Source organism: Streptomyces sp. WAC 04229 (assembly GCF_003947455.1).
GTDB lineage: Bacteria > Actinomycetota > Actinomycetes > Streptomycetales > Streptomycetaceae > Streptomyces.
Window position 1 is genome coordinate 1 of the sequence record NZ_QHJH01000098.1, and the last position, 24,425, is coordinate 24,425.

25 protein-coding genes and 2 pseudogenes are annotated in these 24,425 nt (G+C 72.0%); 15 read left to right on the plus strand and 12 right to left on the minus strand.

Annotated features, from left to right (window positions below; all coding sequences use genetic code 11):
• The coding region (locus DMH12_RS23625) for an IucA/IucC family protein (RefSeq protein ID WP_125493484.1) at positions 1-1,448 on the minus strand (1,448 nt) is incomplete at its 3' end.
• 117 nt (positions 1,449-1,565) lie between these two features.
• Here DMH12_RS23625 and DMH12_RS23630 point away from each other — a divergent pair.
• The 3 genes from DMH12_RS23630 to DMH12_RS23640 all read left to right on the plus strand — a co-directional run bounded on the left by DMH12_RS23630 (position 1,566) and on the right by DMH12_RS23640 (position 5,241).
• On the plus strand, positions 1,566-3,092 hold the full coding sequence (locus tag DMH12_RS23630; RefSeq protein ID WP_125493485.1) for an IucA/IucC family protein: 1,527 nt from the start codon (positions 1,566-1,568) through the stop codon (positions 3,090-3,092).
• A gap of 62 nt (positions 3,093-3,154) precedes the next feature.
• Positions 3,155-4,432: a VWA domain-containing protein gene (locus DMH12_RS23635; protein WP_125493486.1), complete on the plus strand. Its 1,278-nt coding sequence runs from the start codon at positions 3,155-3,157 to the stop codon at positions 4,430-4,432.
• Positions 4,432-5,241, plus strand: coding sequence for a hypothetical protein (locus DMH12_RS23640; protein ID WP_125493487.1), 810 nt, complete (start codon positions 4,432-4,434; stop codon positions 5,239-5,241). Before DMH12_RS23635 ends, DMH12_RS23640 begins: the two co-directional genes overlap by 1 nt.
• 49 nt (positions 5,242-5,290) lie before the next feature.
• On the opposite strand, the gene DMH12_RS23645 is transcribed toward DMH12_RS23640, so the two are convergent.
• Positions 5,291-5,935 (minus strand): helix-turn-helix domain-containing protein, encoded by a 645-nt coding sequence (locus DMH12_RS23645; protein WP_125493488.1) that lies wholly within the window; start codon positions 5,933-5,935, stop codon positions 5,291-5,293.
• Positions 5,936-6,022: 87 nt separating this feature from the next.
• Between DMH12_RS23645 and DMH12_RS23650 the strand changes: the two genes are divergently transcribed.
• On the plus strand, positions 6,023-7,231 hold the full coding sequence (locus DMH12_RS23650) for a pyridoxal phosphate-dependent aminotransferase (protein ID WP_125493489.1): 1,209 nt from the start codon (positions 6,023-6,025) through the stop codon (positions 7,229-7,231).
• Between the two features lie 7 nt (positions 7,232-7,238).
• Here the strand turns inward: DMH12_RS23650 and DMH12_RS39920 are convergent, their stop codons facing one another.
• Positions 7,239-7,619, minus strand: coding sequence for an ATP-binding cassette domain-containing protein (locus tag DMH12_RS39920; protein WP_260474324.1), 381 nt, complete (start codon positions 7,617-7,619; stop codon positions 7,239-7,241).
• A gap of 21 nt (positions 7,620-7,640) precedes the next feature.
• On the opposite strand from DMH12_RS39920, the gene DMH12_RS39925 reads away from it, so the two are divergent.
• The 5 genes from DMH12_RS39925 (at position 7,641) to DMH12_RS23675 (ending at position 11,299) form a co-directional block, all read left to right on the plus strand.
• Positions 7,641-8,009, plus strand: a complete 369-nt coding sequence (locus DMH12_RS39925) for a sensor histidine kinase KdpD (RefSeq protein ID WP_260474325.1) — start codon at positions 7,641-7,643, stop codon at positions 8,007-8,009.
• Positions 8,010-8,018: 9 nt separating this feature from the next.
• A complete protein-coding gene (locus DMH12_RS23660) occupies positions 8,019-8,618 on the plus strand; it encodes a histidine phosphatase family protein (RefSeq protein WP_125493491.1) in 600 nt (199 codons plus the stop codon).
• Between the two features lie 51 nt (positions 8,619-8,669).
• Complete coding sequence (locus tag DMH12_RS23665; protein WP_125493492.1) at positions 8,670-9,320, plus strand: hypothetical protein; 651 nt, start codon at positions 8,670-8,672, stop codon at positions 9,318-9,320.
• A gap of 91 nt (positions 9,321-9,411) precedes the next feature.
• Positions 9,412-9,834: a thioesterase family protein gene (locus DMH12_RS23670; protein ID WP_125493493.1), complete on the plus strand. Its 423-nt coding sequence runs from the start codon at positions 9,412-9,414 to the stop codon at positions 9,832-9,834.
• 247 nt (positions 9,835-10,081) lie between these two features.
• Complete coding sequence (locus DMH12_RS23675; RefSeq protein ID WP_125493494.1) at positions 10,082-11,299, plus strand: protein kinase domain-containing protein; 1,218 nt, start codon at positions 10,082-10,084, stop codon at positions 11,297-11,299.
• Positions 11,300-11,339: 40 nt separating this feature from the next.
• Here the strand turns inward: DMH12_RS23675 and DMH12_RS40530 are convergent.
• A pseudogene (locus DMH12_RS40530) lies at positions 11,340-11,542 on the minus strand (IS701 family transposase); the annotation flags it as partial.
• A 50-nt stretch (positions 11,543-11,592) separates the two neighbouring features.
• Between DMH12_RS40530 and DMH12_RS23680 the strand changes: the two are divergent.
• Together DMH12_RS23680 and DMH12_RS23685 are read left to right on the plus strand one after the other, a co-directional pair.
• Positions 11,593-12,000: a DUF6193 family natural product biosynthesis protein gene (locus tag DMH12_RS23680; RefSeq protein ID WP_221763138.1), complete on the plus strand. Its 408-nt coding sequence runs from the start codon at positions 11,593-11,595 to the stop codon at positions 11,998-12,000.
• Positions 12,001-12,144: 144 nt separating this feature from the next.
• Positions 12,145-12,611: pseudogene (locus DMH12_RS23685) on the plus strand (MFS transporter); the annotation flags it as partial.
• Between the two features lie 46 nt (positions 12,612-12,657).
• On the opposite strand, the gene DMH12_RS23690 reads toward DMH12_RS23685, so the two are convergent.
• From DMH12_RS23690 to DMH12_RS23725, 8 genes are all read right to left on the minus strand, one after another.
• Positions 12,658-14,061, minus strand: coding sequence for a nucleobase:cation symporter-2 family protein (locus DMH12_RS23690; RefSeq protein ID WP_125493495.1), 1,404 nt, complete (start codon positions 14,059-14,061; stop codon positions 12,658-12,660).
• A 243-nt stretch (positions 14,062-14,304) separates the two neighbouring features.
• Positions 14,305-15,693, minus strand: a complete 1,389-nt coding sequence (locus DMH12_RS23695; RefSeq protein WP_125493496.1) for an 8-oxoguanine deaminase — start codon at positions 15,691-15,693, stop codon at positions 14,305-14,307.
• Positions 15,694-15,765: 72 nt separating this feature from the next.
• Positions 15,766-17,178, minus strand: coding sequence for a nucleobase:cation symporter-2 family protein (locus DMH12_RS23700; RefSeq protein ID WP_125493497.1), 1,413 nt, complete (start codon positions 17,176-17,178; stop codon positions 15,766-15,768).
• A gap of 64 nt (positions 17,179-17,242) precedes the next feature.
• Complete coding sequence (pucL, locus tag DMH12_RS23705; RefSeq protein WP_125493498.1) at positions 17,243-18,178, minus strand: factor-independent urate hydroxylase; 936 nt, start codon at positions 18,176-18,178, stop codon at positions 17,243-17,245.
• Between the two features lie 8 nt (positions 18,179-18,186).
• On the minus strand, positions 18,187-18,588 hold the full coding sequence (uraH, locus tag DMH12_RS23710) for a hydroxyisourate hydrolase (RefSeq protein ID WP_125493499.1): 402 nt from the start codon (positions 18,586-18,588) through the stop codon (positions 18,187-18,189).
• A gap of 2 nt (positions 18,589-18,590) precedes the next feature.
• The gene (gene uraD, locus DMH12_RS23715; protein ID WP_161330996.1) at positions 18,591-19,100 is read right to left on the minus strand and encodes a 2-oxo-4-hydroxy-4-carboxy-5-ureidoimidazoline decarboxylase; all 510 of its coding nucleotides are present in this window, start codon (positions 19,098-19,100) and stop codon (positions 18,591-18,593) included.
• 167 nt (positions 19,101-19,267) lie between these two features.
• A complete protein-coding gene (locus DMH12_RS23720; protein WP_122618798.1) occupies positions 19,268-19,636 on the minus strand; it encodes a helix-turn-helix domain-containing protein in 369 nt (122 codons plus the stop codon).
• Positions 19,633-19,908, minus strand: a complete 276-nt coding sequence (locus tag DMH12_RS23725; protein WP_185832494.1) for a thiamine-binding protein — start codon at positions 19,906-19,908, stop codon at positions 19,633-19,635. The genes DMH12_RS23720 and DMH12_RS23725 overlap by 4 nt, the downstream gene beginning before the upstream one ends.
• Positions 19,909-20,047: 139 nt before the next feature.
• On the opposite strand from DMH12_RS23725, the gene DMH12_RS23730 reads away from it, so the two are divergent.
• From DMH12_RS23730 to DMH12_RS23745, 4 genes are all read left to right on the plus strand, one after another.
• The gene (locus tag DMH12_RS23730) at positions 20,048-20,887 is read left to right on the plus strand and encodes a TIM barrel protein (protein ID WP_125493501.1); all 840 of its coding nucleotides are present in this window, start codon (positions 20,048-20,050) and stop codon (positions 20,885-20,887) included.
• Between the two features lie 40 nt (positions 20,888-20,927).
• Positions 20,928-21,818: a 2-hydroxy-3-oxopropionate reductase gene (locus DMH12_RS23735; RefSeq protein WP_125493502.1), complete on the plus strand. Its 891-nt coding sequence runs from the start codon at positions 20,928-20,930 to the stop codon at positions 21,816-21,818.
• 187 nt (positions 21,819-22,005) lie between these two features.
• Entirely contained in the window at positions 22,006-23,469 is a 1,464-nt protein-coding gene (locus DMH12_RS23740) for a catalase (RefSeq protein ID WP_125493503.1), read from the plus strand.
• Positions 23,470-23,899: 430 nt separating this feature from the next.
• Entirely contained in the window at positions 23,900-24,145 is a 246-nt protein-coding gene (locus DMH12_RS23745; RefSeq protein ID WP_161330838.1) for a hypothetical protein, read from the plus strand.
• Positions 24,146-24,425: the final 280 nt, after the last annotated feature.

Below are 24,425 nucleotides of genomic sequence, written 5' to 3' on the forward strand. Positions count from 1 at the left end.
GGGGCGGTGAGCAGGGCGGGGATCTCGGGGAGCGGATGGCGGGAGAGGGCGCGACGGACCGCCGGCCAGGGGTCGAGGCCGGGGTGGTGTTCGGCCAGGGCGGCGGCGATCTCCCAGAGGTGGTTGACGACCAGGCAGTACACCAGCCGTTCCCAGCCGTCCGCGCGGGAGGTGTCCGGCAGCAGCTTGACGCCCTCAGCGTCCCGGAAGAGGGCCTGGACCGGGATGCCGTCGGCGTCCACGGCGACCAGGGTGTTCTGGAGGTGGGCCTCCAGGACGACGCCGTCGTCGGCGAAGGCGGTCAGGACGGGCGGCACGACGGCGTCGAGGTACGCCCGCCACCAGGCGGCGGGGTCGGTGGCGCGGGCCAGTGGGCTGCCGGGGAAGCCCTCCACGAGCGCGGCGGCGAGCAGCGGGGTCGCGCCGGGCAGGACGCGGTCGCGCAGGCCGTCGCGGACGACGACGGCGAGTTCCTCGAAGGCGAAGTCCACGGTGCGGTGGCCGCGGTCGCCGAGCCAGGCCGCCGGGGGCCCGGCGGCGGCGAACGCCTCGGTGACCGCCGTGTCCGTGCGGCGCAGCCGGAGCAGGTCGTGCCGCCACAGGCGCCTGATGTCGTTGGTGATGCGCACGTCGAGGCTGAACTTCAGGAAGAGGTCGCGGCCCGGCAGGTACTCGGGCGCGTACACCGTGCGGATCGCCGCCGTCGGCCAGGTGAAGAAGCCGGTGGTGCCCAGCCGGACGACCCGGCCGTCGCGGAAGGCGGGGGCGAGCGCGGTCGCCGCCAGGTCCAGCTGCCACGGGTGGGCCGGCAGCAGCCGGTAGCCGGGCGGGGCCTGGCCGAGGGCGTCCAGGGCGACGGTGTCGCCCTCTTCGACGACCGTGTCCTCGCGCACGCCGAGCAGCACCAGCGGAAAGCGGGCGTGCGCCTCGGGCGCGTACGGCAGCCAGCCGGAGTGCGGGCCGCCGCCGCGCGCCTTGGGGGCGGGGTGGTGGGTGTGGCCGGTGAGGAGGGACTGCTCGGAGCGGAGGTAGGGATCCTCCGGCGGGGTGGCACGCGCGCGTGCCGTCAGCAGCGCGGCCACCGCGTCCCGGCTGTCGGTCATCTCGGTGGGCAGTTCGTGGTTGGCCAGGCCGGTGTGCCGGCGCAGCTCCTCCGCGACGAGTTTCACCAGCTCGGCGTGGCCGACGCGGTGCCAGCCGCCCGCCGCGCGGAGTTCCGGTTCGGCGGGGCGCCGGCCCGCGCGCACCCGCAGCAGTCTGCCGCCGGGCAGCCGGTACACCGGGCGCGCCCCGGCGTCGGGCAGCGGCCGGGCCACCTCGCGCAGCAGGCAGTTCAGCAGCGGTACGGCCGCGCAGGCGTCGGCGCGCTCGGCGATGCCGCCCGGGGAGGCGGCGTCCCGGGCGGCGTCGGTGCCGGTGGGCGGGGGCAGGAGATCCACGCGTTCCACTCGTTCCCTACGGTCTGTCCATGGCGGAGAGGACGGAGACGATCAGTATGTCTGTAGACGCCAGGTCCGTAGTCGTCCCTCCGCCTGCCGTCGTACCCGTACCCGAGGAGCCCGCCCGTGCACCGTCCCAGCAGCACAGAGGCCGAGGTCGCCGACGAGGTGGCGGCCGTCCGCCCCGCTCTGGCCGACCGGTTCGCCGCCGAGCGGCCGGGCGCCCGCGCGGCCGTGCTGTCCCGGCTGTGGCGTGCGTTCGCCCATGAGCCGCTGCCCTGGATCGCGGGCCGGGAGCCCGCCGGGGACGGGCTGGTGCTGCGCCTCGGGGACGGCCGGCGGCTGGCCGGTCCGGCGGCCGACCCGTACCGCACGGACGCGTACGCCCCGGTCGTCCAGCTCGACGAGGTCGCGTACGACGACCCGGAGCGGCTGATGACCGACCTCGCCGTAGCGCACTCCACCGGGTTCGCCGCCGAACTCGGGCACAGCGTCGCCTCGTTGGCGCTGTCCCGCGCCGGGCAGCCGCGGGCGGCGGGCGGTGCGGCGCCGGAGGTTCACCCGGACGAGTGGCCGGCGACCGACTGGGGCTGGGAACGGCGCGTGGTCGACGGGCACCCGTATCACCCCGGCTGCCGTTCGCGGCCGGGCTTCTCGGTGGCGGAGCAGCTCGCGTACGGGCCCGAGCACGGGCCCGTGGTCGAGCTGGGCCTGGTGCCCGTCCCGGTGGCCGAATGCCTGGTGACGGGGGCGTGGCCGCGGGAGCTGCGGGACGGGCCGGCGGTGCTGGTGCCGGTGCATCCGTGGCAGGCGGCGCACGTGCTCAAGCGGCCCTGCGAGGAGGGGCTCGCCGCGCACCCGCTGATGTCCCTGCGGACGCTGGCCGTGCCCGGCGGACCGCACGTCAAGACCGCGCTCAGCGCCCGTCTGACCTCCTCGGTGCGGGACATCTCGGTCGCCTCGGTCGGCGCGTCGGCGGACGTGTCCCGCTTCGGGCAGGAGCTGGCGGCGCGCCTGGACGGGCTGCTGCACGTCACCGGCACCCTGGGCGCGGTGGCCGCCGGCTCCCCCGACCTGGCCGCCGTACTGCGCGAGTCGCCGCGGGCCTACGCGGCCCCCGGCGAGCACGTGGTCCCGGTGGCCGCGCTGGCGGGCACCGGGCTGTCCGGGGCGCCCGGGTGGCAGGCCGCGTTCGCCCGGCTCGCGCTCGGCGTGGGGCTGCGGTTGCTGGAGCTGGGCGTGGCCCTGGAGGCGCACGGGCAGAACCTGCTCGTGGTGCTCTCCCCGACGGGCGAGCCGCTGCGCCTGGTCTACCGCGACCTGGCCGACATCCGTGTCAGCCCGGCCCGCCTGGCCCGGCACGCAGTCGCCGTCCCGCCGCTTCCCCCGCGGATGCTCACCGACGATCCGGTGGCGCTGCGGCGCAAGTTGTTCGGTTCGCTGGTGGGCGGCGCGCTGGCGGCGACGGCCGGTTCCGGTGCGGCGCTGGCCAAGGCGCTGGAGGAGGCGGTACGCGAACTGCCGCGCACTCCCGACGTGCTGGCCCTGTCGGAGGAGCCGCTGCCGGTGAAGTCGCTGACGCTGATGCGTACTTCGCCGGGGATCGCGGGGGATCTGTGGACGGAGCTGCCCAATCCGCTGCACGCGGGGTGAAGTCGGGGCGTCGCGGCGGTCTCGTTTTGGAGCCCGGGGCCAGCGATCAATAGGATCCGCCGATGATCACAAGAACACGGCTGGCGGCGGGCACCTGTGCCCTGCTCGCCGCGCTGACGGCCGGGTTGGCGTTCCCGGCCGGAGCGGTGGCCGGTGAACCCACGGGTGAGGACGCTCCCAAGGTCGACCTCGTGCTCGACGTCAGCGGGTCGATGCGGACGCGGGACATCGACGGCGGTACCCGGATGGCCGCGGCGAAGCAGGCCTTCAACGAGGTGCTGGACGCGACGCCCGAAGAGGTGCAGCTCGGCATCCGCACGCTCGGCGCCGACTACCCGGGCGACGACCGCAGGACGGGCTGCAAGGACACCGCGCAGCTCTACCCGGTGGGTCCGCTGGACCGCACCGAGGCGAAGACGGCGGTGGCCACGCTGGCGCCCACCGGCTGGACGCCGATCGGCCCCGCGCTGCTCGAGGCGGCCGACGACCTCGACGGCGGCGCCGGCTCCAAGCGGATCGTGCTGATCAGCGACGGCGAGGACACCTGCGCCCCGCTCGACCCGTGCGAGGTGGCCCGCGAGATCGCCGCCAAGGGGATCGGGCTGACGATCGACACGCTGGGCCTGGTCCCCAACGCGAAGATGCGGCAGCAGCTCAGCTGCATCGCCGAGGCGACCGGCGGTACCTACACGTCGGTCGAGCACACCGACGAACTGACCGAGAAGGTCAACCAGTTGGTGGACCGAGCGGCCGACCCGGTGGTGACGCCGGTCGCCACCGAGGGCGCGGACTCCTGCGCGAAGGCGCCGACGCTGAAGTCGGGTCTGTACACCGACCGAGCGGAGTTCGGCGGGCAGCGCTGGTACCGGGTCGACGTGGCGCCGGGCGAGGAGTTGCGCGCCTCGGTGAGCGTGGGCGCCGACCGGGCCGTGAACCCGTCCCACGGTGTGCTGCTGCGGGCGGTGACGGCGCACGGGCGTGAGATCGTGCGCGGCGAGGCGGCCGGTACCGGCCGCACCGACGTGCTCTCGACGGGCCTGCGGTACCCGAAGGCGGAGAGCGACTCGGACGAGGACTCGGCGGACGCGGCGGCCGAGGCCGTGTGCCTCCAGGTCACCCACTCCTTCTCCGCCGCCTCCGGCGTGAAGAGCACGCCCGGTCTGCCGCTGGAGCTGACCGTCGACGTCGTGGACGCCCCGAGCGACGCCGACGACGTGGCCTCCTTCGGTCTCGGCCGGGGCTGGTGGCTGCTCGGCGTGCTGGTGCTCGTCGGCTTCCTGGCCGGTCTGCTGTGGGGCTGGCTGTCGCGCTGGCGGTTCGCGGTCTGGAGGACCAACTGATGCGAGTGACCCGAGCGTTGAGCGCGGCCGTGCTGCTGCTGGGACTGGCCGCGGCCCCCGCGGCGGCCGGCCCCTCGCCCTCCGCGAGCCCGTCGGACGACGGCGGCGCGCCGACCGAGGCGGGTACGTCGTTCCGTACGGCGGCCGAGATCGAGCAGGGGCAGCCGGCCACGGCGAACGGCTCCGCGGGCGACTACCTGTACTGGTCGTTCCCCGCCGACGCCGGCCAACGGCCCACCGTGCGGGCCACGGTGAAGCTGCCCGAGACGCACGAGGCGCAGACCTGGCGGATCGACGTGTACGACGGTCTGCGCCGCCGCCAGGCCTGCCAGTGGGGCGCCGAGAACCGCACCGCCGCCGCGGACGCCTCCGCTCTGCGACTGGCCTGCGTGCTGCGCACGGTGCGCGCCTGGTCGGAGCCGTGGGCCAACGACCCGCTGCCGGGCACGTACTACGTCCGGCTGACGGCCGTGAACCTGCCGACGTCCGACCTCGGCGTCCCGGTCGGCACCGAGGTACGGGTGGACTCGAAGGACATCGGCGGGGCCGCGGCGGTCGACGGCTCGCTCGCCGAGCCGCTGGTGCCGGGCGTCGCGGTGTCCTCCGGCACGGACGACGGGGAGGACGGCGAGGAGCGCGGCGCCGTGCTCTCCGCGATCGAGCCGGAGGACGGCTGGTCGTCGGGCTGGTGGTCGGACCGCTGGGTGTGGACCGGCATCGGCGCGGTGCTGGCCGCGCTCGCGGGCATCGGCGGCTACGCGCTGACCCGCGGGTCGGGCCGGCCGTCCCGGGTGCCGCCGACGGCCTGACGTGCGTGCAGGAGGCCCGCCCCGCACACGGGGCGGGCCTCCTGGCGTCTCACCCCTCGCGCAGCGCCTTGGCCGCCGCGCCGTCACCGGTGACCTCGACCAGGCCCTCCCGCACCGCCTCCCGCAGCCCGGTCTCACCGCGGCTCAGCGCCGCGCACGTCCTGGCGTCCAGCACCAGCCGGGCGTCGGGCTCACCTGGCGCCGGGCCGTCGCCGTACACGGGGCCGTCGTCGCCCCGCCCACCGGCGCGCAGGTGGAAGTCGCCCTCCTCCAGCCGGACCTCGACCAGCCCCTGAGCCGCCCCGGCCTCCCTGAGGGCGCGCAGCAGGGGCAGGGCGAACCAGTGCGCCCGCAGGGCGTCCGTGGGCCGCCGCTCCCTCAGCTCGCCCGCGCCCCACGCACCGAGGGCCTCCAGCACCGGCAGCAGCTCGTGTCCCCGCGCGGTGAGTTCGTAGACGTACGCCGCTCCGGGCGGCGGCAGCCTGCGGCGGGTCGTCAGTCCCTCGCGCTCCATGTCCTTCAGCCGTGAGGCGAGCACGTCGGTGCTGACGCCGGGCAGGTCGGCGTGCAGGTCGGTGTAGCGCCGCGGCCCGGCGAGCAGCTCCCGGACGATCAGCAGGGTCCAGCGGTCACCGACGGCGTCGAGCGCGCGGGCGGCGGAACAGTACTGGCCGTAGCTTCGGCGAGGTGACATGCGACGCAGTGTAGACAAGTTGTTGGACTTTCCAAGCTCCTACTTGGTAAAACCAAGCAACACCAGATACCGGAGGGGAAGCGGCGCATGGAGTTCCGGCAGTCGAACAAGCTCAGCGAGGTCTGCTACGAGATCCGCGGCCCGGTCATCGAGCACGCCAACGCGCTGGAGGAGGCGGGGCACAGCGTGCTGCGCCTCAACACCGGTAACCCGGCCCTCTTCGGCTTCGAGGCGCCGGAGGAGATCCTCCAGGACATGATCCGCATGCTGCCGCGGGCGCACGGATACACGGACTCGCGCGGCGTCCTCTCCGCCCGCCGCGCCGTGGCCCAGCGCTACCAGACCCTGGGTCTGGAGGTGGACGTGGACGACGTCTTCCTCGGCAACGGTGTTTCGGAGCTGGTCTCCATGGCCGTACAGGCGCTCCTTGAGGACGGCGACGAGGTGCTGATCCCCGCCCCCGACTTCCCCCTCTGGACGGCGGTGACCACCCTCGCGGGCGGCAAGGCGGTGCACTACCTCTGCGACGAGCAGGCCGAGTGGTACCCCGACCTGGCCGACATGGAGTCGAAGATCACCGACCGCACCAAGGCCGTCGTCGTCATCAACCCCAACAACCCCACCGGCGCGGTCTATCCCAAGGAGATCGTCGAGGGCATCCTCGACCTCGCCCGGCGACACGGCCTGATGGTCTTCGCCGACGAGATCTACGACCAGATCCTCTACGACGACGCCGTGCACCACTCGGCCGCCGCCCTCGCTCCCGACCTGGTGGTGCTCACCTTCTGCGGGCTCTCCAAGACGTACCGGGTGGCGGGCTTCCGCTCCGGCTGGCTGGTCGTCACGGGCCCCAGGCAGCACGCGAAGGACTACCTTGAGGGCCTGACCATGCTGGCCTCCATGCGCCTGTGCGCCAACGCGCCCGCGCAGTACGCCATCCAGGCCGCGCTCGGCGGCCGCCAGTCGATCCGCGAGCTGACGGCCCCGGGCGGCAGGCTGCGCCAACAGCGTGACGTGGCCTGGGAGAAGCTGAACGAGATCCCGGGCGTCTCCTGTGTGAAGCCCAAGGGCGCGCTCTACGCGTTCCCGCGCATCGATCCGAAGGTGCACGGCATCCACGACGACGAGAAATTCGTCCTGGACCTGCTGCTGCGCGAGAAGATCCAGGTGGTCCAGGGCACCGGCTTCAACTGGCCGAGCCCCGACCACTTCCGCATCCTCACGCTGCCCCACGCGGACGACCTGGAGGCGGCCATCGGGCGGATCGGCCGGTTCCTGGGCGGATACCGGCAGTAGCGGCCGCTCAGGTCCTCGTCAGCCTGCCGCGCTTGAGGCGGATCACCTCGTCCGACGCGTCCGCGACCGCCCGTGAGTGGGTCACGAGGATCACGCACTTGCCCACGTCGTGCGCCAGCCGCCGGAAGACCTCGATGATCCCGTCGGCGGTGTCCGGGCCGAGGCTGCCGGTGGGCTCGTCGGCGAACAGGATGTCGACCTCGCAGGCGAGCGCCCGGGCGATGGCCACCCGCTGCTGCTGGCCGCCGGAGAGCGCCGGCGTCCTGCGGTTCCGGTCGTCCGCCTCCACCCCGAGCAGACCCAGGAGTTCGACGGCGCGCTGCTTCTTCCGGACGCCCTTCACCCCGGTGATCTCCATCGCGGAGGTGACGTTCTGGACGAGTGTCATCTCACCGGCAACGCCACCCTGCTGCGGCAGCTCGTCCTCAACCTCCTCGACAACGCGCTCGCCCACAACGTGCCCGAGAACGGCAGCGTCCGGGTCTGCCTCTTCCGGGAGGGAGCGGCGCGGGGGCTGGTGCTGGAGGTCGAGAACACCGGCCCGCCGGTGGACGAGACCGTGCTGGACCGGCTCTTCGAACCGTTCCACCGGGCCCGGCCCCGGGTCGGCAGCGACCGCTCGGGCCACGGGCTCGGCCTGGCCATCGTCCAGTCGATCGCCTCGGCCCACCACGGCAGGGTCACGGCGGCGGCGAACCTCCGGGGCGGGCTCACGGTGCGGATCGAGCTGCCGGCCGCGGCGGAGGTCCGCGAGGCCACGGCGTGCCCGGGCCCGTAGCCTGGAGACATGGGTGATCTTTTTCTGGTCCGGCACGGCGAGACCGAGTGGTCGCGGTCGGGCCGGCACACCGGGCTGACGGACGTGCCGCTGACCGAGCACGGGCGGGACCAGGCGCGGAGTCTGGTGCCGCTGATCCGCTCGCACCGGATCGGGGCCGCCTTCGTCAGCCCCTTCCAGCGCGCCCGGGAGACGGCGGAGCTGATCGGACTGCACGACGTGCGGGTCGACCCGGACCTGCACGAGTGGGACTACGGCGGCTACGAAGGGATCACGACGGTCGAGATCCACCGCTCCCGGCCCGACTGGTTCCTGTTCAGCGACGGGGTCGAGCCCGGGCCACCGGAGCACCCCGGGGAGACGCCGGAGCAGGTCGGGGAGCGGGCGGACCGGGTGCTGGCCCGGGTGGAGGCGGCGTTCGCCAACACCGAGGGGTGCGTGGTGCTGGTCGCGCACGGGCACTTCCTGCGGGTGCTGACCGCACGGCACCTGGGGCTGCCGCCCTCGCACGGGGCGCTGTTCCAGCTGGGCACCGGCACCCTGTGCCGGCTGGGTACGGAGCACGCGCGGCCGGTGATCGCCGCGTGGAATGTCAGACCCCCGTCGTAGTCTTCGAGAGCGTCACCGAAGGCGTGACCGGGGAGGGGAAGGGAGGACGCCGTGGCACTGTCACCCACCCCCGCGCAGCGGCGGGTCATCGACGCCGCCGACCCCGCCACCGGGCGTCTCAGGGGGTCGGAGACGCAGCTGGCGGCGCTGGTGAAGCGGGGGCTCGCCTTCCGGCACCCGCGCCCGCCGCACGACCACTTCCTGACCCCGGCCGGGCACCGGATACGGGACGCGGGCGCCGAGCCGGACCCGCCGGCAAGCCCGGCGCCCGCTGCGGCCGACGACTCCGACGGGGGCGTCTTCGCCGCGCGGGTGGGTGGGGAGGAAGACGCGCCGGAGCGTACGGGGCCCGCCCGGCTGCGCGAGGTACGCGGCGCCTGGCAGGGACTGCTCGAGCTGCGCCGGATGACGCGTCCCGACGGCGGTACGGAACTGCCCTGCGCGTGGGAGCGGACCCACCTGGTGCGGGCCGCCGCCCTCGCGCTGGAGGCGGCGGGGCACCGTCCGGCGGGCCCGGAGGGCGACGACGGGTACCGGGTGCGCGCGACCCCGCAGCCGGAGGCCGTCGCCGTGCACGAGCCGGACGAGACCGCGCGGCGGGCTTGCGCGCAGACCCTGGAGCGGGCGGGGTGGCAGGTCGGCGAGCACACCGAGCCACGCACCCGGGCCCGTTACCTGCTGGCCTCCCCACGGAAGGTGTGAGGCTCCCCCACCGTGCCAGGATCGACCGGTCAGTACGTCCACAAGCCAGGATGTCGACAAGTCCGTACGTACAAGAGGAGAGGCGGCAGCGGTGAGTGAGCCGTTTTCCGTACCCGTGACGGTCCGCGGGTACGAGACCGACACGCAGGGCCATCTCAACCAGGCCGTGTACCTGAACTACGCCGAGCACGCCCGCTGGTCACTGCTCAGCGCGGCCGGCATCCGGCAGGCCGATCTGGTCGCCCGCGGTGTGGGCCCGGTCGCCCTGGAGACGACCATCCGCTTCCAGCGCGAACTGCTCGCCGGGGACGAGGTCGAGGTGACCTGCGCGTTCGAGTGGGGCGAGGGCAAGACCTTCCGCATCCACCAGATCATCCGCAAGCCGGACGGCACCGTGGCCGCCGAAGTGGAGGGCGTCGGCGGCCTCATGGACCTCAAGGCACGCAAGCTGGTGACCGATCCGCGCGAACGCTTCAAGGAACTGGCCGCGGATCCGGGGCTGTTCGGGCTCTAGGCGCATGGATCACCGGCATGGTCGGCGTCGGCGGGTTTGATCACGGCGAAACCCGCCAGGCCGGGCGAGTCCGGCGCAGCAACGTGGGCTTGGACTGGCTCCAGTCCGTCATCGCGGGTGCCCATCCGCCGTGCTCGGTCGGTGCCTTGGACCGGGAGACATGGGGAACCACCCTGCGCTTCCAGGCGTGGTCAGTAACACTGGTACTCGCCCGTCGTGCGTCGTAGGGCGGGCGATTGGAGCGTAGGTGGAACGCGGCACGATGATCGCGGGCAGGTACGAGCTGCGCGAGCGGCTCGGCCGGGGCGGAATGGGTGAGGTATGGGTTGGACGCGACCGCGATCTTCACCGCGACGTGGCCATCAAGCTTCTTGTACAGGACGCTGACGCCTCGCCCGACCTGCTCCATCGATTCGAGCGCGAAGCCTTGGCAGTCGCGCAGATCAACCACCCCAACGTCGTCTCCCTCTTCGACCGTGGCATCGATGATGGCCTGCGGTTCCTGGTCATGGAGCGCATCGACGGCACCACGCTCGCCCACCACATGCACGAACAGGCCCCGTTGCCCCTCGCGCGAGCACTGGAGATCACCCAAGCGATCTGCGCCGCTCTGGTCGCCGCTCACCAGGCGGAGGTCGTCCACTACGACATCAAACCCTCAAACATCATGCTCACCTCTGACGGTCGCATCAAGGTCGTCGACTTCGGTATCGCCGGCTTCGCCCACACCCACACGTTCACCGTCGTCCCCACGTCCCTGCTTGCCCCCGCCGGTACCGCCCTCTACGGCGCACCGGAACAATTCCTCGACCAGCGCGGCGACGCACGCTCCGACCTCTACGCCCTCGGCAGCGTCCTCTTCGCTCTGCTCGCCGGGAAGCCTCCGTTCGGTGACGGCTCCCCCCTCTCCGTCATCCGACGGAAACTCGACAACGAGACCCCGCTGTTGAACAGCGTGCGACCCGATACGCCGCATGCTGTCGTCCGGCTGGTCACGGACTTGCTGCAGCGCGACCCGGACCGACGGCCCCATGGCGCGTCGGTCGTATACGAACGCCTCGAGCGACTCCGGGCTTCCGCTCCCACGTCGCGTGCAGGAGCAGGCGACTCCGACACCGCGCGCCTGACGCAGAGCGCCCCGCTCCGCACCGGTCCGGCATCGGATGAGGAGGATGCCGAGACCGGCTGGAGCGGTCGGGAACCCGACCCCCTTCATACGGCCCGTCATCGATGGTCCTTGCGGCGTCACTGGTCTGCCTTCGCCATCCTCATGCTGCCGTTTCTCTACGTCGGCGTGGGATTCCTGTCATTGGCCGTCTCGGACGACCCCCATGACGACGATCCTTCTGACACTCCGGTCGTGCTTGTCTGCTGGGCGCTCTATCCGCTTCTGCTCTACGCCCTGTACGGGCGGAAGCTCGTGGCAGCCACTTTGGTCTGGAAGCGTCGCCGCCGAGGGCTGTAGGCAGCGTGCGGCTACAGGTGCCGGACGCACTTCGTCGCGCATCAGGGCCCGCGTGGCCGGCTTCCTCCGCCAGTGTCCAGCCGTTCTTCCGCCGCAGTGGAGCGATCAGCCCCGCAGACAGACCAGTGCCGACTCACACGGTCCCGATTCGGTCTTGTGACGGCGTTCGTACCGCTCACGGTGAAAGCGGAGGCGGCGACGGCGAGGTAGCTTCGCGGTCTGGCCGCCACGCGAAGGGCCCAACGAGTGGTCGTCCGGTGCGTGACGGGCACCATTGCCCGCACAATCACCGCATGACCCATACTGTCGAAGCAGCCTGGCACGACATCCTTGCCACGGCCGGCGAACCTCGCCGGACGGAAGAGTGGCCGCTTGCCGCTCCGTTTGCCGAGCTGGTGCTGGTGGCGCATGCCGAGCCGCTGCTCCGTCAGCTTCACCCCTGGACCGGAATGTGGGAGCTGCACTTCAGCAGGTGCACGGAGATCCGCCACACCTGGGACATCCCCTACATCGGCACCCTGGCAGACGGCCGGTACTACGTCGAAGGGCCGAGCCGAACCAGCCCGCGGATCGCTGAGACAGACGACGCGCAAGCTGCGGTAGCGATGGTCGTCGATCGTCTGCCACCCCACTGCGGCCCGGCCTTCCTCGGCAATGCCGAGGAACTGGCGGCCTACGAGAGAGCCCGGGACATCGTGTAGAAACGTGCCGCCGACCTCGGTGAACGGCTTGGCCCGGACAGTCTCGGCCGGAGCCGGTCCGAGAGCTCGAACACGGCCCAGCAGCCCGGCGCGGCGTCAGGCGTCCAGCAGGTCCGGGCGGTGGTCCTGTCGTAGGACGGGCGGATGCTGGGGTGGCCGGCCCGTGCGGTCGGGCGGTTCGGGGCGTACCGCGTGCTGCCGGCGGGCTGGCGCTGATCGTGGCCGGACCGGCGCTGCTGAGCCGGGCCCCGGTCGACGGCGCGTACCTCGCCGATGTACTGCCACCGATGCTGCTGCTCGCCGTCGGATTCGCCGCGGCGATGCCCGCGCTGACGGGGCTGGCGATGACCGGGGCGCGGGAGGAGGACGCGGGGCTGGCGTCCGGGGTCTTCAACACCACGCAGGTGGTGGGCGGTTCGCTGGGGCTCGCGGTGCTGTCGACGCCGGCGGCCGCGCGGACCGATGCGCTGCTCGGCCAGGGTACGGGGCAGGTGGCGGCCACGGCCGAGGGCTACCAGCTGGCGTTCCGGGTGGCGGTGGCGGTCTCGGTGGGAGCGCTCGCGCTGGCGGCCGCGGTGCTGCGGGAGGGCGCGGGCCGGCGTGCCCGATGACGGCGGGGCCGGCGTCCCTCGGGGAGAGGCGCCGGCCCCGTTCATGTCAGGTGCCCGGGGTCACGGCGTGGCCGCGTTCCCTGGACGCCTCGGTGATCTCCTCTCCCGCCTCCATCGGGTGGGTCACGTCCTCCGCCTCGCGTCCCCGGCCGCCGATGTGGTTGAAGAGCAGGTTGAGTACGACCGCGGCCACACAGCCCGTCGAGATGCCCGAGTCCAGGATGATCTTCGCGTTCTCCGGGAACGAGTGGTAGAACTCCGGGGCGGCGATCGGGATGATGCCGACGGCCAGCGAGACCGCCACGATCAGGACGTTGTTGTCCTTGTCGAGGCTCGCCCGGACCAGGGTCTGGATGCCGCTGGCCGCGACCGAGCCGAAGAGCACCACGCCGGCCCCGCCGAGCACGGGCCGGGGGACGACGGCGATCAGCGAGGCGGCCATCGGGCACAGGCCCATCAGCACCAGGAAGCCGCCGCCCACGGCGACGACGTAGCGGCTGCGGATCTTCGTCATCGCGACCAGGCCGATGTTCTGCGCGAAGGCGCTGCACATGAAGCCGTTGAAGACCGGGCTGATCGCCGAGCCGAGGGTGTCGGCGCGCAGGCCGGCCGCGATGGTCTTCTCGTCGGCCGGGCGGTCCACGATCTCGCCGAGGGCGAGCATGTCGGCGGTGGACTCGGTCATCGAGACCACCATCACCACGCACATGGAGACGATCGCGGCGATCTGGAACTGCGGGGCGCCGAAGTGGAAGGGCGTCGGGAAGCCGACGACGTCCGCGTCGGCGACCGGGCCGAAGTCCGTGACGCCGAACGGGATCGCGATGAGCGTGCCCGCGACCAGGCCGAGGAGCACCGCGATCTGCTTGACGAAGCCGGTGGTGAAGCGGCGCAGCAGGAGCACGATCACGAGGGTGATCGCGGCCAGCCCGAGGTTGGTGGCCGAACCGAAGTCGTCCGCCTCGGGGCTCGGTCCCTGCGCCCAGCCGAAGGCCACGGGCAGCAGGGATATGCCTATCAGGGTGATCACGGTGCCGGTGACGACCGGCGGGAAGAAGCGGATCGCCTTGCTGAAGAAGGGCGCTGCGAAGAAGCCGAGGAGTCCGGCGACGATGACCGCGCCGAAGATGATCGGCAGCGCGTCGGACTTGTCGTCGGTCGAGGCGACGACGGCGGTCATCGGGGCGACACCCGCGAAGGTGACGCCGTTGACGAACGGCAGCCGGGCGCCGATGTTCCAGACGCCCAGAGTCTGCAGGAAGGTGGCGAGGCCCGCGGTGAACAGGCAGGCACCGGTGAGGAAGGTGAGTTCGGTGGCGGACAGCCCGATGGCCGCGCCGACGATCAGGGGTGGTGCGACTACTCCGGCGTACATCGCGGCCACGTGCTGCAGGCCGGTCGTCGCCATCTTCAGGGGCGGGAGTTTCTCGTCAACAGGGTGGTCGGCCACGGCGGCGTCCCTCCGGTCGGTTACGCGTCGGCTCTGACGCGGGTGTCATGGAGGTGGTGCTGGTGGTGATGGTCGTGCGGGACCGTGACGGACCGTCTGGGGAAACGGTGACCGCTCCGGGGGCGCGCGCATGGGCGCGCACGCCCCGGAGTCGGCCGCCGTGGGCCCCGCTCGGGTCCACGGCTACCGGCCGGGAGCCGTCCCTCCCGGCCGGAGATCAAGTGGTGTGCTGTTGTGCGGTGTTCAGGCCTGGGCGGCGATCCGCGCCAGGCGCTGCGCCTCGTCTCGGGTGGAGCGGGCGATGGCGTCCTCGTCGACGGTCAGCAGGCGGCCGTCCTCGACGATCTGCCGGCCGTTCACGAACGAGGCCGTGACCGGGGCCGCGGCGCCGAAGACCAGCGCGGTCACCGGGTCGGCGATCGCGGAGTGGGCGAGGGTGTCCATCCGCCACAGCACCAGGTCGGCGAGCTTGCCGGCCTCCAGGGAGCCGGTCTCGGCGGCCCGGCCGAGGACCTGCGCACCGCCGTGGGTCCCCAGGCGCAGCGCCTTGCGGGCGTTCAGCGCGGCCTCGCGGTGGGCGCCGAGGCGGTTGATGAGGAGGGCGTTGCGCAGTTCGGTGTGGAGTTCGCCGGACTCGTTGGAGGCGGTGCCGTCGACACCGAGGCCGACCGGGACGCCGGCGGCGAGCATGTCGGGGACCCGCGCGATGCCCGCGGCCAGGCGGGCGTTGGAGGACGGACAGTGTGCGACACCGGTCTTCGTGCGGGCGAAGGCGGCGATGTCGGAGTCGTTCATGTGGACGCAGTGGGCCATCCACACGTCCTCGCCGAGCCAGCCGGTGGACTCGAAGTAGTCGGTCGGTCCCATGCCGAACAGCTCGTGGCAGAACTTCTCCTCCTCCACGGTCTCCGAGCCGTGGGTGTGCAGCCGCACGCCGAGGCGGCGGGCCAGCTCGGCGCCCTGGCGCATCAGTTCGGTGGAGACGGAGAAGGGGGAGCAGGGGGCGACGGCGACCTGGGTCATCGCGTCGAAGGAGGAGTCGTGGTGCTCCTCGACGGTGGCCTCGGTGGCGGCGAGCGCGCCGTCCAGGCTCTCCACCGCGAAGTCCGGCGGCAGCCCGCCGTCCGACTCGCCGCGGTCCATGGAGCCGCGGGCGAGGGTGAAGCGGACACCCGTCTCGCGGGCGGCGCGGATGATCGCGCCGGACAGGTCGCCGGAGCCCCGCGGGTAGACGTAGTGGTGGTCCATGGCGGTGGTGACGCCGCCGCGGGCCATCATGGCGAGGGACCCCTGGGCCGCCGCGTACGCCATGGGCTCGTCGATGCGCGCCCACGTCGGGTACAGGGCGACCAGCCAGTTGAACAGGTTGTGGTCGGTGGCCAGGCCCCGGGTGATCCACTGGTAGAAGTGGTGGTGGGTGTTGATCAGACCGGGCGTGACCAGGTGTCCGGTCCCGTCGATCCGGCGTACGACGTTCTCCAGACCCTCCGGTGCCCGGCCCGCGCCGACCGACTCGATCCGGTTGCCGGCGATGACGACATGGCCCGAGGCGTACTCGGTGTCGCCCGCGTCGACGGTCGCGATCGCGCAGTTCTCGATGACCGTGCGCTCGGCTGCCGATGATGCTGCCATGCTGCTTCCTTGTCTTTCAGTGGGGCCCGTGGGCGGGGATTCGAGTACCCACGGGGAGGGCACGGCAGGACCCTAGGAGGATTTGAGTGCCGGAACCGGCTGGCGGCTCCGGGTGCCGAGATGGTGGAAGAAGAGGTTGAGCGAGACCGCGACGAGCGCGCCGGCGCTGATGCCGGAGCCGAGGACGGTCTGCGCCCAGGCGGGGAACTCGGCGTAGAAGGCCGGCGCGGCCAGCGGGATGATGCCCGCGCCGAGCGCCACGGCGACCAGGATGATGTTGGAGCTGTCGTCCAGTCCGGCCTCGGACAGCGTACGGATGCCGCTGACGGCGATGGAGCCGAAGAGGACGATGCCCGCGCCGCCCAGGACCGGCATCGGGACCAGGGAGACGACCGCGCCGAGCACCGGGAAGGCGCCGAGGACCAGCAGGGTGGCGCCGGCGACGGCGACGACGTAGCGGCTGCGCACCCGGGTCAGCGAGACGACGCCGACGTTCTGCGCGAAGGCGGAGGTGGGGAAGCCCCCGAAGACCGGCCCGATCAGAGTGGCGAGGCCGTCGGTGCGCAGGCCCCGGGTGATGACCTTGGAGTCGGCGCGGCGGTCGCAGATCTCGCCGAGGGCCAGCATGCCGGCGGACGACTCGGTCATCAGGACCAGCATCACGATGCACAGCGACAGGACGGCCGCGGGCTGGAACTCGGGGGCGCCGAAGGCGAACGGGGTGGGCAGCGCGGCGACCGGCGCGGACTTCAGGGCGCCGACGTCGGCCATGCCCAGGGGCAGGGCGACGAGGGTGCCGACGAGCAGGCCGAAGAGCAGGGCGACCTGCTTGAGGAAGCCCCTGCCGAACCGCTGGACGACGAGGATGACGCCGAGGGTGAAGGCGGCGAGCGCGAGGTTGCGCATCGAGCCGAAGTCGGCGGCGGCCTTGTCGCCGCCCTGCGCCCAGGCGACGGGCACCGGCATCAGCGTGACGCCGATGAGGGTGATGACCACGCCGGTGACCAGCGGCGGGAAGAAGCGGAGCAGCCGGCCGAAGAACGGGCCGACGGCGAGGCAGAACACGCCCGCGACCATCACCGCGCCGTAGATGGCGGGGAGCTGACCGCCGCCGCCGTTGGTCTCGGCGATGGCGAGGATGGGGGCGATGCCGGCCGAGGAGGCGGCGTTGACGAAGGGCAGCCGGTTGCCGACGAAGCCCTTGACGCCGAGGGTCTGGAGCAGGGTGGCGACGCCCGCGATGAGCAGGCTCGCGGCGATCAGCCGGGTGCGGCCCTCCAGGTCGAGTCCGACGGCCTGGCCGATGATGAGCGGAGGGGTGACGACGCCCGCGTACATCGCGGCGATGTGCTGGAGCGCGGCGGGGACGAGCCGCGAGGGGTGGAGCTTCTCGTCCACCGGGTGCACGGACGTGACGGCGTCCTCGGTGTGCGCCGGCGGGGTGGAACAGGAGCCTTTCGCCGGCTCCGATGCAGGCTGTGCCATGGTGTTCCCTCCGGTGTGGCGCGCCGCCGGCCTCGGTGGCCGGGCCGGCGGCGCGCGTCCCGCGTCAGAGGTTGGTCATGTCGACCGGGATCAGTTGCTCGGCGCCGTCGCGCAGGATGGTGGCCTCGATCAGGCCGTAGGGGCGGTCGGCGGCGTAGTAGACGGCGCCGTCCTTGGCCTCGTTGTCGATCCCGAAGGGCGACAGGTCGGAGCGGAAGTGGTGCTTGTTGGGCATGGAGAAGCGGATCTCGTCGACCTCGTCGCGGGAGTTCAGCACCCGCACACCCATCTCGAAGAGGGTCTGCTGGAGCGAGTACGAGTAGGTCTCGGCGAACGCCTGGAGCGCGTGCTTGCGCACCCCGTGGTACGAGCGGTCCCAGTCCGGGGCGTGCGAGTCGACGCCGTCCCAGTTGTGCCGCCACCAGGTGGAGACGGTGGTGGCGAGGATCCGGTCGTAGTCCTCCTTGAGGGTCGTGTACTTGTCCTTCAGGTAGCCGAAGAACTCGGAGTTGGTCGAGTTCAGGACGGTCAGGTCCTTGAACCCGGAGAGCACCTGGATGCCGTGGCCGTCGTAGGTGATCTCCGCGACGCGGGTCTCCTGGCCGGTGCGGACGAAGGAGTGGGCGATCTCCTCGGAGCCGACGAAGCGGGCGCCGCCCTTCGAGGTCTCGATCCGCTCCCAGCCGTACTCCTCGATGCGGATGCGGGCCCGGCCGATGGGCTCGTTGTTGTCCACGAAGTGGCGGGCGAGCTTGACGCCGAGGTCCTCGGCGCTCTCGATGCCGTGCTCCTTGGCGAAGGCGTACACCGTGTTCTTGGTGGTGTCGGTCGGCAGGACGTTGGCGTTGGAACCGCTGCGGTGGACCTCCTCCATGTCGCCGGAGAGGGCGACGGAGACGTTGAGGTCCTTGATGTGGTGCGTGTCGCCGTCACGCGTGATCTTGACGACGCGGTTCTCCGCCTTGCCGTACTGGTTCTGTCCCAGGACGAAACGGGTCATGGTTTCGGTCAGCTCCCTCGGTAAACGGAGTAGCCGAACGGGTTGAGCAGCAGCGGAACGTGGTAGTGCTCGCCGGGCACCACCGCGAAGGTGATGGTGACCTCGGGGAAGAACACGGGCCGGCCGTTCTCGCTGTCCCGGAGCGCGGGGGCGTCCTGCTGGGCCGCGGCTTGCTTCTTGGCGAAGTACGTCTCGGTGTCGAAGTCGAGGCGTACGTGGGTGGTGCCCTCCGGCAGGGCCGGGAGGTCCTTGCACCGTCCGTCGGCGTCGGTCGCGGAGCCGCCGAGCGCCCGCCAGTCCGCTTCGCCGCCCGCGCGGGCGGCGAGGTGGACGGCGACGCCCTCGGCGGGGCGGCCGACGCTGGTGTCCAGGATGTGCGTGGACACGGAGGCGGTGGTGCTGGTGCTCATGGTCAGGCGTCCTGTTCGACGAGTCGGGTCAGGCGGATGCGGTTGATCTTCCCCAGCTCGGTGCGGACGATCTCCCTCTCCTGCTCGGGCGAGTTGCCGATCCGCTCCTTGACCGCGTCCCGCATCTGCTCGCCGGTCCGGCCGGTGGCGCAGATGAGGAAGACGTGGCCGAACCTGTCCTGGTAGGCCAGGTTCAGTTCGAGCATCTCCGCCTTGAGTTCCTCGGCGGCACCGGCCATGCCCGCCTGCTCGCGGGACGAGGTCGGGTCGCCGGGCTTGGGGCGGCCGATCGGCGGGTGTCCGGCCATCGCCTCCGCGAGGTCGTCGGCCGTCAGCGCGGCCATGGCGGCGTCACTGGCGGCGTACAGGTCCTCGGGGGTGGCGAAGGGGCGGGCGGCGAGCAGGTGCCGGGCCCAAGCCGTGGAGGCGCACGCCTCGTGGAGTTCGGCGCGTGCCGCGGACTCCTCGAGGGTGTTGAATCGGGCCAGGCCCGACGCGGATGTGGACGTCACGGGAGCCTCCGTGGCCTTGTGCTGAACGGGCGTGCCGATAGCTAACGCCCTCGGAAACAAGCCGTCAACACTTTGTTGAAAATTCGGGGTTGCGAAAGCCGCCGCCCGGTTACCGGGCGGCGGCTTGCCGTTCAGCGTGTTGTGCCTGGTCAGGCGCGTGCCGCGACTCAGGCGCCCTTCTCGCGGTTGAGGTAGTTGTAGACGGTGAAGCGGCTGACGCCGAGGGCGCCCGCGACGGTCTCGACACCGTGGCGCACCGAGAAGGCGCCCCGCGCCTCCAGCATCCGCACCACCTCCTGCTTGGCCCTGCGGTCCAGATCGGCCAGCGGCATGCCCTGCCGGCGCTCCAGGGCGGCCAGGATGTGGTCCAGGGAGTCGGCGAGCTGCGGCAGACGCACGGCGACGACGTCGGCACCCTCCCAGGAGAGCACCACGTCGTCCTGACCGGCCTCGTCCGGCGGGACCATCTCGCCGCCGATGGCGTCGACCAGGGGCTTCACAGCCGCGATGAAGGGCTCCTCCCCCGGGCCCGTCACCGCTCGCCCTCCCCGTCCCGGCTGCCGTCGACCGCGTCGACCACGTTGACCTGGAGCGAGATCCTGGTGGCACCGGCCTCCAGGGTCCGGCGCAGCAGCGCGTCCACGGCGCCCAGCACCTGGTCGGCGCCGCCCTCGGCGGTGTTGCCGAACGGGCCGACGTCGACCGCGTCCAGCTCGGCGGCCTCGACGACCTCGCGGGCCACCACAGCGTGGGCGGGCGCCTCGTCCAGGTCGAAGGGTTCGGTCGTGAACTCCACTCTCAATCGCACGCGGTCAACCTAACGCGGGGTGACCGTTTTCCGCCGCCCCCTCTTGACAAGCCCGGAACCTCGACGGCAATCTTCCATTAAGCAGAAACGAACTTCCGTAATGCGGAACACGATCGAACGGAAGGGAGCGCGGCACCCGATGGGCTTCGCAGACCAGCGCTTCAACGTCAACCTGTCGATCCTCTTCACGGAACTCCCGCTCCTGGAGCGCCCCGCGGCCGCCGCCGCGGCCGGCTTCACCGCGGTCGAGCTGTGGTGGCCCTGGATCGACTCGCCCACCCCCGAGCAGTCCGAGCTCGACGCCCTGAAGTCGGCGATCGAGGACGCGGGCGTCCAGCTCACCGGGCTGAACTTCTACGCCGGGCAGCTGCCGGGCCCCGACCGCGGTGCCCTGTCGGTGCCGGGCGAGGAGTCGGACCGGTTCCGCGCCAACATCGACGTGGCCGCCGGCTTCGCGCAGTCGCTGGGCTGCACGGCGCTCAACGCGCTGTACGGCAACCGCGTCGAGGGCGTGGACCCGGCCGAGCAGGACCGCCTCGCGCTGGAGAACCTGGTCCTGGCCGCCCGCGCGGCCGACCGGATCGGCGCGGTCCTGCTGGTCGAGGCGCTGAACAAGCCCGAGTCGCCGCTCTACCCGCTGGTGTCGGCGCCGGCCGCGATCGCGGTCGTGGACCAGGTCAACGAGGCCACCGGACTGGGCAACGCCAAGTTCCTCATGGACCTCTACCACCTGTCCATGAACGGTGAGGACCTGCCGCAGGTGATCGACGCGTACGCCGCGAAGACCGGCCACGTGCAGATCGCCGACAACCCGGGCCGCGGCGCCCCCGGCACCGGCTCGCTCCCGCTGGAGGAGCTGCTCGACCAGCTGCGCAAGGCCGGTTACGACGGCTGGGTGGGCCTGGAGTACAAGCCGGGCGACAACCCCAGCGCCCAGTCCTTCTCCTGGCTGCCGGCCGAGGCCCGCGCGGCCCGCTGAGCGCCACCCCGCACAGAACTTTTTCAGAGAGGTACCCGTCATGAGCACTCTTCCCAAGGTCGCCTGGATCGGTCTCGGCATCATGGGCTCCCCCATGTCCGAGAACCTGATCAAGGCCGGTTACCAGGTCACCGGCTTCACCCTGGAGCAGGAGAAGCTGGACCGCCTGTCCGCCGCCGGCGGCACCGTGGCCGGCTCGATCGCCGAGGCCGTGCGCGACGCCGACGTCGTGGTCACCATGGTCCCCGCGTCGCCGCAGGTCGAGGCCATCGCCTACGGTCCCGACGGCATCCTGGAGAACGCGAAGTCCGGCGCGCTCCTGGTCGACATGTCCTCGATCACCCCGCAGACCTCCGTGGACCTCGCGAAGGCCGCCAAGGACAAGGGCATCCGCGTCCTGGACGCCCCCGTCTCCGGCGGCGAGGCCGGCGCGATCGAGGCCGTGCTGTCCATCATGGTCGGCGGTGAGCAGGCCGACTTCGACGAGGCCAAGCCGCTCCTGGAGGCGCTCGGCAAGACCATCGTGCTGTGCGGTCCGCACGGCTCGGGCCAGACCGTGAAGGCCGCCAACCAGCTCATCGTCGCCGTGAACATCCAGGCGTGCGCCGAGGCCGTGGTCTTCCTGGAGAAGTCGGGCGTGGACCTGAAGGCCGCCCTCGACGTCCTCAACGGCGGCCTGGCCGGCTCGACCGTGCTGACGCGGAAGAAGGACAACTTCCTGGGCCGCGACTTCAAGCCCGGCTTCCGCATCGACCTGCACCACAAGGACATGGGCATCGTCACCGACGCCGCCCGCAACGTCGGCGCCGCGCTGCCGGTCGGCGCCGTGGTGGCCCAGCTGGTCGCGTCGCTGCGCTCCCAGGGCGACGGCGGCCTGGACCACTCCGCGCTGCTGCGGGCCGTGGAGCGCCTGTCCGGCGCCCAGGTCTGACCGTACGCACCGCACCAGACCTCCGGGCGGCGCCGTCGCTGACACCTGTCCTGTCGCGCCCGAGCGGCGGCGCCGCCCGGAACCCACTTCAACAAACTGTTGACGTGTCTCCGCCCCAAATCTAGGCTCCACGAAGCGGAAACAAGTTTCCGCTGAATCTCGCACGGAAGACCACGGAAGGCCCACGATGTCGCAGCGCGTGCTCACCACCGAGTCCGGCGCCCCGGTCGCCGACAACCAGAACTCCGCTTCCGCCGGCATCGGCGGCCCCCTCCTGATCCAGGACCAGCACCTCATCGAGAAGCTCGCGCGCTTCAACCGCGAGCGCATCCCGGAGCGCGTGGTGCACGCCCGCGGCTCCGGCGCCTACGGCCGCTTCGAGGTGACCGACGACGTCACCGGCTTCACGCACGCCGACTTCCTGAGCACCGTCGGCAAGCGCACCGAGGTCTTCCTGCGCTTCTCCACCGTGGCCGACTCGCTCGGCGGCGCGGACGCGGTCCGCGACCCGCGCGGCTTCGCGGTGAAGTTCTACACCGAGGAGGGCAACTACGACCTCGTCGGCAACAACACCCCGGTGTTCTTCATCAAGGACCCGATCAAGTTCCCCGACTTCATCCACTCGCAGAAGCGCGATCCGTTCACGGGGCGTCAGGAGCCGGACAACGTCTTCGACTTCTGGGCGCACTCCCCCGAGGCCACGCACCAGGTGACCTGGCTGATGGGCGACCGCGGCATCCCGGCGTCGTACCGCCACATGGACGGCTTCGGCTCGCACACCTACCAGTGGACGAACGCCAAGGGCGAGTCCTTCTTCGTCAAGTACCACTTCAAGACCGACCAGGGCATCCGCTGCCTGACCGCCGAGCAGGCGGCCGAGATCGCGGGCCAGGACCCCACCTCGCACCAGACCGACCTGGTGCAGGCGATCGAGCGGGGCGTGTACCCGTCCTGGACGCTGCACGTGCAGCTGATGCCGGTGGCCGAGGCGGCGAACTACCGCTTCAACCCGTTCGACGTGACCAAGGTGTGGCCGCACTCCGACTACCCGCTCAAGCGGGTGGGCCGCCTGGTGCTCGACCGCAACCCGGACAACGTCTTCGCGGAGGTCGAGCAGGCCGCGTTCTCCCCGAACAACTTCGTTCCGGGCATCGGTCCCTCCCCCGACAAGATGCTCCAGGGCCGCCTGTTCGCCTACGCGGACGCGCACCGCTACCGTCTGGGCGTCAACCACACCCAGCTCGCGGTGAACGCCCCGAAGGCAGTGCCCGGCGGCGCCGCCAACTACGGCCGCGACGGCCTCATGGCGTCCAACGCGCAGGGCCGTGACGCCAAGAACTACGAGCCGAACTCCTACGACGGCCCGGTGGAGACCGGCCGCCCGCTGGCCGCGCCGCTCGCCGTCTCCGGCCACACCGGCACCCACGAGGCGCCGCAGCACACCAAGGACGACCCCTTCTTCCAGGCCGGGGAGCTGTACCGGCTGATGTCCGAGGACGAGAAGAAGCGGCTGATCGCGAACATCGCCGGCGGCCTGTCCCAGGTCTCCCGCAACGACGTGGTCGAGAAGAACCTCGCGCACTTCCACGCGGCCGACACCGAGTACGGCAAGCGCGTCGAGGAGGCGGTCCGCGCCCTGCGCGAGGACTGAGCCACAGGCTCGCGCACGGCACCCGGCGGGGAGGCCGGGACCGTGTGCGCGGCCCGCGCAGGCACCGAGCAGCCCGGATGAGGGGTGAGAGCCCGGTGCCGGCGCGGGCAGGGCGAGGACCGCGGCGGCCAGCGAGCCAGTGCGGTGGTGAAGGGCACGGACGTACCTCCTACGACCTGAGGGGAGGAGCGCTCCGGGCCCGTCGCACCGCCGCGGTCCCAGCCACACCCCGCCTCCGCTTTCCCCGGAGGCCCCAAGACTCCGTCCGGCGGCGCGAACGACCTGTCGCGCCCAGCCTCGCGCCGCCGGACGGACACCACGTGAAGAACCTTCACCGGCTGGAGAGCGCCGGATGCGGACGGTCCCGCATCCGGCGCTCTCCGGCGTTGGCCGGGGTGCGGATCCGGGGCGCCCGCAGCAGCCTGAAGTCATGGCACATCCACCGGAGCATCCGCACATCGTCGTCCACTCCCCCGCCCTCGACGGCTCCCGCCGGGTCACCTCCGGCGACGAGACACTGGGCGTCGCCTCCCACATCGACGACGTCGCCGAACTGCTGCGCCTGGCCGACCTGTACGTGACCGACGTGGCCGAGGACGCGCTCGTCGAGTGGCAGGGCGGCGGTCCGGACGAGTGGCCGGGGCTGCACGAGCACCACGAGCACCCCCAGGGCTGACCGCGCCCACGTCCTCCCTCAAGTCTTCCTCTGAGAACGCGGCCGCGCGCTTGAACCACCCCCCGCGCCGGGCACATCCCCGGACACACGGGGGTGAGGGGCCATGGACGGTGGCACGGAGATCGGCTGGGAGCCGTACGAGATCGCACTGCTGGGCGGCGGGCCGGACGAGTGGCCGGGGCTGCACGAGCACCACGAGCACCCCCAGGGCTGACCGCGCCCACGTCCTCCCTCAAGTCTTCCTCTGAGAACGCGGCCGCGCGCTTGAACCACCCCCCGC